Origin of the sequence: Paraburkholderia sp., assembly GCF_034668105.1 — a bacterium.
Lineage (GTDB): Bacteria > Pseudomonadota > Gammaproteobacteria > Burkholderiales > Burkholderiaceae > Paraburkholderia.
The window spans coordinates 20,779-27,090 of sequence record NZ_JAXDPY010000642.1 but is presented as its reverse complement, the minus strand read 5'-3'; the positions used below and the strand labels follow the sequence as shown (position 1 = coordinate 27,090).

The window sequence follows — 6,312 nt, the reverse complement described above, 5'->3', positions numbered from 1 at the left end:
AATCTGGATGCGATGAATCGCCTCGGGCCGCTGCCCTGGAATCTGAGCTTCTCGTATGGCCGCGCGTTGCAGGAGCCGCCGCTGCAAGCCTGGAAGGGTCAGGCGAGCAACGTCAAAGAGGCGCAAGAGGCGCTGCTCAAGCGTGCCCGGCTAAACAGCGCGGCGGCGCTCGGCAAGTACGAGGCCTCGCAGGAAAAGAACTAGCCACTATCACGAGCGGCCCGCGCGTGCCGTGCCACATCGGCACCGGGCGGCGGACCGCTTGCTTGAGTTCGGCCGGGCTCACCCGGCCTCGCGGCCGCCGCGCACCTCAAGACCAGATGCACCACTCGCTTCAGCACAGCGTCCGCCTGCAAGCGGCCTGCTCCGTCGCGCTCTCATCAAAGCGGCGCCCCGCCAAACGCCTGACGTTGTGCCAGCGAAACAAAGGTCTGTGCATCGCGCGCCGCCGCCACCACCGCGGCCATGCCGAAGAATTCGTGCGTCGCGCCCCGGTAGTTGCGATGCTCGACGGCCACGCCCACGCTTTTCAGCTTCTCCGCCAGCTTCTCCCCGTCCGAGCGTAACGGATCGATGCCGGCCGTCACCACCACGGCGGGCGGCAAACGGGACAGGTTGGCGCTGACCACATCGATCAGCGGGCTCGTCAGATCACGTTCGTTGTTGATCACGTTGTGGAAGAACCAGACCATCATCGGCTTGTTCAGCGGTTTGGCGTTGCGATTTTCTTCATAAGAAATCGACACGATGTTGTTGCTCGCCACCGGATAGATCAGCGCCTGATGAATCGGCATCTGCAATCCGGTATCGCGCGCGCGGATCGACACGTTGATCGCCAGATTGGCGCCCGCGCTTTCGCCCATCACGGCAAGCTTGCCCGGGTCGCCCCCGAGACTCGCCGCGTTGTCCACCAGCCAGCGCCAGGCGGCGAATGCGTCCTCGTGCGCGGCCGGCAACCGGTGTTCGGGCGCTTGCCGGTAATGCGCGGACACCACGATCGCGTTGCTCTGCGCGGCCATCGAGCGCGGCGTGGCATCGTAAGTGTCGAGGTCGGCAATCACCCAGCCGCCGCCATGGAAATACAGGATCACCGGGAACGGCCCCGCCCCTTGCGGCGTGTAGACCCGCGCCGGGTTGCTGCCGGCCGCAGCGGGAATCGTGATGTCCTGGGTGCGCACCGCTTCGAGTTCCGGCGACGGTCGCGAACTGTAGGCGGGATTGGCCATCAACTGCTTGGCGGCGTCCGCGGGGGTGGGCTGCTTTCTTGCCTCGGCGACCGAACAGTCTTCGATCGGTTTCGGTTTGAGGCTCTTGAGTGCGTCGAGCACCGCTTTCATGTCGGGGTCGGCATGCCCCGTGGGATCCATGCCGACCATGCCCTTGATAGTGTCGCCGAGTGTCATGTCAAAGCTCCTGTGGGTGGGCCAACGGACCCATCGGAGGCTTTTCCCAGCAGCGCTCGAGAGCCGTGTGTGCCGTCACTTTTCAGCAAGCGATATACCCGTGGAACGGCGGCTCAGCGATTCGTGGTGGTGGCCCGCGCGATCTTGTCGAGCAGCGCCTGCAGCGAGACCGGCTTGCCGAGGTGGCCGTCGTAGCCCGCGCGGATCGCACGGGTAGCGTCCTGCGGCCGGCCAAAGCCCGTCAGCGCGAGCGCCGGCACCGAGGCGGTAGCGGGCAGTTTGCGCAGCGCCGCGATCAGTTCGTAGCCGTCCATACCCGGCATGCCGATATCGGACAGGATCAGATCGAACGGCTGATGGGCCGCGACCGCCAGCGCGTCGGGGCCATTGGTTTGCGGCCAGACTTGCGCGCCTTCGAGTTCGAGCAGACTCTGGAACGCCTGCAAACTTTCGACCGCGTCGTCGATCAGCAGAATCCGCATGCCCTTGAGCATACTGACGTCGCCCGGCGTCTCGCGGCTTTCCGGTACCAGCACAGTGCTGGCGGCCGGCAACCAGACGCGGAAACGCGCACCCTTGCCCGCTCCAGCCGATTCCGCCTTCACATGACCGCCATGCATTTCCGCGAGCTGTTTGACGAGCGCAAGCCCGATACCGAGCCCGCCGCTATGGCGCCGATGGGAACCCTCGGCCTGGCTGAACATGTCGAATACGTGCGGCAGGAAGGCCGGTTCGATGCCGCGCCCGGTATCCTCAACCTCGAGACAGGCATAGTCGTTGTCACGCAAGAGATTCAGGCGCACCCGTCCGCCCGGCGGCGTAAACTTCACCGCGTTGCTGACGAGGTTCCACAGAATCTGTTCGAAGCGCACGGCATCGGCTTCGATAAAGAACGGCTCGGCAACCCCCTGGATCGCGATGTTCACCTGATGCGCCAGCGCATCGGCTTCGATCGCGCTGCCCATCGAAGCCGTGATCGCCGCGATGTCCACGCGCGAGCGTTCCAGTGCCAGCTTGCCGGTGCGCACACGCGACAGGTCGAGCAGATCGTCGATGATCTTGGCGAGGCTGATCACCGAGCGGCGAATCGCGTCGGCCGCATCGCGCACCACCGGCATGCCTTGCGTCGACGGCGCGCGCTCGAGCATGTCCGCTTTCACGTGAATCAGGTTCAGCGGGTTCTTCAGCTCGTGCGACAGCACCGCGAGGAATTCGTCCTTCAGACGGCTGGCCGCCTCCACCTTCTGGCGCACCGAACGCTCAAGAGAATTCTTGCGCTGTTCGAGCGCCTCGGTGCCTTTGCGCTGCGTCAGATCGCGCATGATCTTCGCAAAGCCGCTGAAACTGTCCGACGACACCGGCGTGATCACGCCGCTGCAATAAAGCCGCGCGCCGCCTTTATGCACGTACCAGCGTTCGTCTTCGACACGGCCGTCGATCTGCGCCCGCTGCCGCTCCAGCGAAGGCGCATTGGCTTCGCGCTCCTCCGGCAGATAGAGCCGGTCGAGCAACTGCCCCGCCATCTCGCTCCCGCTGTAGCCGAAGAAGCGCTCCGCGCCTTTGTTCCACGTCACCACGCGGCCGTCGATATCCTGCACGATGATCGCGAAGTCGTTGGTGCTTTGCGCGGCGAGATGCAAACGCTCATCACTGTTGCGCACCAACTGCTCGGCACGTCGCAATGCCGTGATATCGACGATGGTCAGCACCGCGCCGTCGATGTGATCGTCGGCCGTGCGATACGGCGAGAGGCGCGTCAGGAAATAGCGGCCGTCGACGCCGCGAATCTCGCGTTCGATCAGTTGCAGCGAGTCGAACACGGTGACCGTGTCCTCGGCCATTCGCGGATAGTCGAGCCGGTGTGTGATGTCGTGCAGCGGGCGGCCCAGGTCGGAGGGAATCACGTTGAACAGTTCGGTGGCCGCCGGCGTATAGCGCTTGATACGCATCTCGCGATCGACGAACACCGTCGCAATGCCGGTCGAGGCGATCACATTCTGCAGATCGTCCTTGGCCTTGCCGGTTTCCTCGATCTTGGCCTGCAACTCGGCGTTGACGGTAAACAACTCCTCGTTCAACGATTGCAGTTCTTCCTTACTGGTCTCGAGTTCTTCGGTGGCCGCGCGCAGTTCCTCGTTGATCGCCTGCAATTCCTCGTTCGATGCTTTCAGCTCTTCCGTCGAAGCCTCCGACTGCTCGACCGTGGAGCGCAACTCCTGTCTGGTGCGATGCAGTTCGTCTTCGAGGTGGCCGACCAGCGAATCGTGCGCGGCCGGGCCGGCCGGCGGACCGGCTGCCGCCGGCGCGCTGGCGGCGCTCTCGTCGAACAGCACCAGCGCGAATTCCGGTGAATCCTCGGTACGCTTGTAAGGGCGCACGATGATCCGTACCTGCGCTTCGGACGTGAATTCGATCGGCGCGGTGACAACCTCGTTATCGTTGCGCATGGCCTGGAACAGCGCCGCGCGCAATTGCAGGCGCAAGGCCGGATTGACCAGCATGACCAGGCTATACGACGGCTCGCCGCGCACGAAACGCAGGAAGCGGCCGGCGTGCTCGGACATATGCAGGATGTTCGCATCCGCATCGACCACCACGCTTGGCGGCGCGTACAACTCGAGAATGCGGTGATGCAAGGCGGCGAACGGCAAGGTCTGCGGCAACGGCGGCGTCGGTCCGATGCTGACGGCGGCGCTCACCCCGCCGTGCTGAAGGACCGGCATGCTGATCGGCGGCCGCACGGTGCTGGCAACCACGTTCGCGCGGTAAATACGATTCTTCTTGTCGACCGGCGTGAACAGTTCGCCCGCCGCCTCCGCGGATTCCGAACTGCCGAGCAGCAGATAGCCGCCGGGTTGCAGCGCGAAGTGAAACATTTGCAGCACCTGGCTCTGCACGCTGCGATCGAGATAGATCAGCAGATTGCGGCACGATACCAGGTCGACCCGCGAAAACGGCGGATCGCGCAGCACGTTATGCACGGCGAACAGCACCTTTTCACGGACGCCCTTGGAGACGCGAAAATGCGTGCGTTCCGGGGTGAAGAACTGGCGCAGACGCTGCGCGGAGACATCCGCGGTGATCGACTCGGGATACAGGCCCGCCCGGGCAAAAGCGATCGCGCGTTCGTCGATGTCGGTGGCGAACAGCTGAACCGGTATTCCTTCATTGCGCTCCGGATGATCGGTGAGCAGCATGGCCAGCGAATAAGCTTCTTCCCCGGTCGCGCAGCCGGCGATCCACGCGCGCACCGGATCGTCCTCGGATTTCTTCTGGAACAGTTTCGGCACGATCTCGTGCTCGACCACCTCGAACGTTTCGCGATCGCGGAAGAAATTGGTCACGCCGATCAGCATGTCCTTGAGCAGCGCCGGTACTTCGTCCGCATGCGTGAGCACATAGTCCTGATACGTCTGCAGATCGGGAATGCCGTTGACCTGCAAACGGCGCTCGATCCGCCGCAGGATCGTGGCGCGCTTGTAATGGCGGAAATCGTGGCCGGTGCGCGCGCGCAAGGTGGCGAGCACGCCCAGCAGAGCGCGCTCGGCGCTCGACACCGGATCGGGCCGCGCGACCGCGAGCGTTTCGGGTTCGTCGTTCGCGGGCGGCAGACGGATCGCGCGGGCGTTGTCGGCGAGCTCGCGAAGTTTGCCCGGCATCTGGGCCGCCGGCAGCGTCAGGTCGATCATGCCCGTTGCCATCGCGTTCTGCGGCATTTCCGGGTATTCGGCGTCCATCGGCTCCTGCGCGATCGTCACGCCGCCCTGTTCCTTGATACGGCCAATGCCGGTCGCGCCGTCCGCACCGGTGCCCGACAGCACGATTGCAATGGCCCGCTCACGGTGCGCGTCGGCGAGGCTGCGGAAAAACAGGTCGATGGCGATCGGCCGGCCACGCGGCCGGTCCACTTCGATGGGCGTCAGATGGCCGCCCTCGAGCGACAGATCGTGTGACGGTGAAATCACATACACGTGGTTCTTTTCGACCGGCATGGCATGCCGTACCTGGCGCACCGGCATGCCGGTGGCATGTTGCAGAACCTGGTCGGCGCTGCTCGCATGGTCGGGAGAGAGATGCAGCACCACCACGAAGGCCATGCCGATGTCGGGCGGCGCGTTCTCGAAGAAACGCAGCAGCGCTTGCACGCCGCCCGCGGACGCACCGATGCCGACCACCGGAAAGTCCAGCTGGCCGGCGCCACGTGCGGGAATGGCCGCCGCCTCGGCATCCGGGTTGCCGGTGTGCGCTTCTGTGCCTGTCTGGGTGCTCGTCTGCGCGGTCGATTGCTTTTCAGTTGGAGACGCCCCTGCTTCACTGCCCGCCATACTCATCCTTGTGCGCTACCGCGTCTCAGCGCCCTCGCCTTCTGGCCTTCTGGCGGCAATGGGCTCGTGCGTTCCGCTCGCATTGTCGCGTGTGTTGCGCTGCATTGCAAAGACCCGCCTCCCGTTGAGGGCAAGATCGGACTTCGCACAATGCGCCGTTATGCGAAGCCCACTTCCTCTTTACTGCCCCTTGGTGTCGCTGCTGGCGTCGGCGCCCGGTGTGTTGGTCGTATCGGTGGCCGGCTTCTTCGTGTGCTTCATGTGTTTCTTCGACTTGTGCGCCGTGGCGCCGGACGCCTGCATGTCGCCGCCTTCGCGCGTCGCACCGGCGTTGGTGCCACCACTCGGGTCATTGCCGGCTGGGCCGCCCCCGCCGCCGGCGCCCTGAGCCATCGCGAGCGACGATGCGGCGAGCAGTGTCGAAACGAGCAATGCGTGTCTGATCTTCATGGGGATTCTCCTGTCCGAAAAGAAGCGGGTTGCGCCGGCTGCGCCAGCCGGTACGCATACCTCGTTATCCTGACAGCAAGGCTTGTGCCGCGAGTCATGAAACACTTCGAACACGGCTGCGCGCGCAAATGCGA

Annotated in this window: 4 protein-coding genes; 1 reads left to right on the top strand and 3 read right to left on the bottom strand. The window is 64.6% G+C overall.

Annotated features, from left to right (window positions below; all coding sequences use genetic code 11):
- Positions 1-204 (top strand): class I fructose-bisphosphate aldolase (locus QOC89_RS28475; RefSeq protein ID WP_323048086.1); only part of this gene is annotated, 204 nt, incomplete at its 5' end.
- Between the two features lie 176 nt (positions 205-380).
- Here QOC89_RS28475 and QOC89_RS28470 read toward each other — a convergent pair.
- From QOC89_RS28470 to QOC89_RS28460, 3 genes are all read right to left on the bottom strand, one after another.
- Complete coding sequence (locus QOC89_RS28470; RefSeq protein WP_323048085.1) at positions 381-1,403, bottom strand: alpha/beta hydrolase; 1,023 nt, start codon at positions 1,401-1,403, stop codon at positions 381-383.
- 113 nt (positions 1,404-1,516) lie between these two features.
- Complete coding sequence (locus QOC89_RS28465) at positions 1,517-5,728, bottom strand: CheR family methyltransferase (protein WP_323048084.1); 4,212 nt, start codon at positions 5,726-5,728, stop codon at positions 1,517-1,519.
- 180 nt (positions 5,729-5,908) lie between these two features.
- Positions 5,909-6,178: a hypothetical protein gene (locus tag QOC89_RS28460; RefSeq protein ID WP_323048083.1), complete on the bottom strand. Its 270-nt coding sequence runs from the start codon at positions 6,176-6,178 to the stop codon at positions 5,909-5,911.
- Positions 6,179-6,312 lie beyond the last annotated feature (134 nt).

Excerpts from the sequence above, each read along its gene's own strand:
- QOC89_RS28470 (WP_323048085.1), bottom strand. The coding sequence starts at position 1,403 with ATGACACTCGGCGACACTATCAAGGGCATGGTCGGCATGGATCCCACG.
- QOC89_RS28465 (WP_323048084.1), bottom strand. The coding sequence starts at position 5,728 with ATGGCGGGCAGTGAAGCAGGGGCGTCTCCAACTGAAAAGCAATCGACC.
- QOC89_RS28460 (WP_323048083.1), bottom strand. The coding sequence starts at position 6,178 with ATGAAGATCAGACACGCATTGCTCGTTTCGACACTGCTCGCCGCATCG.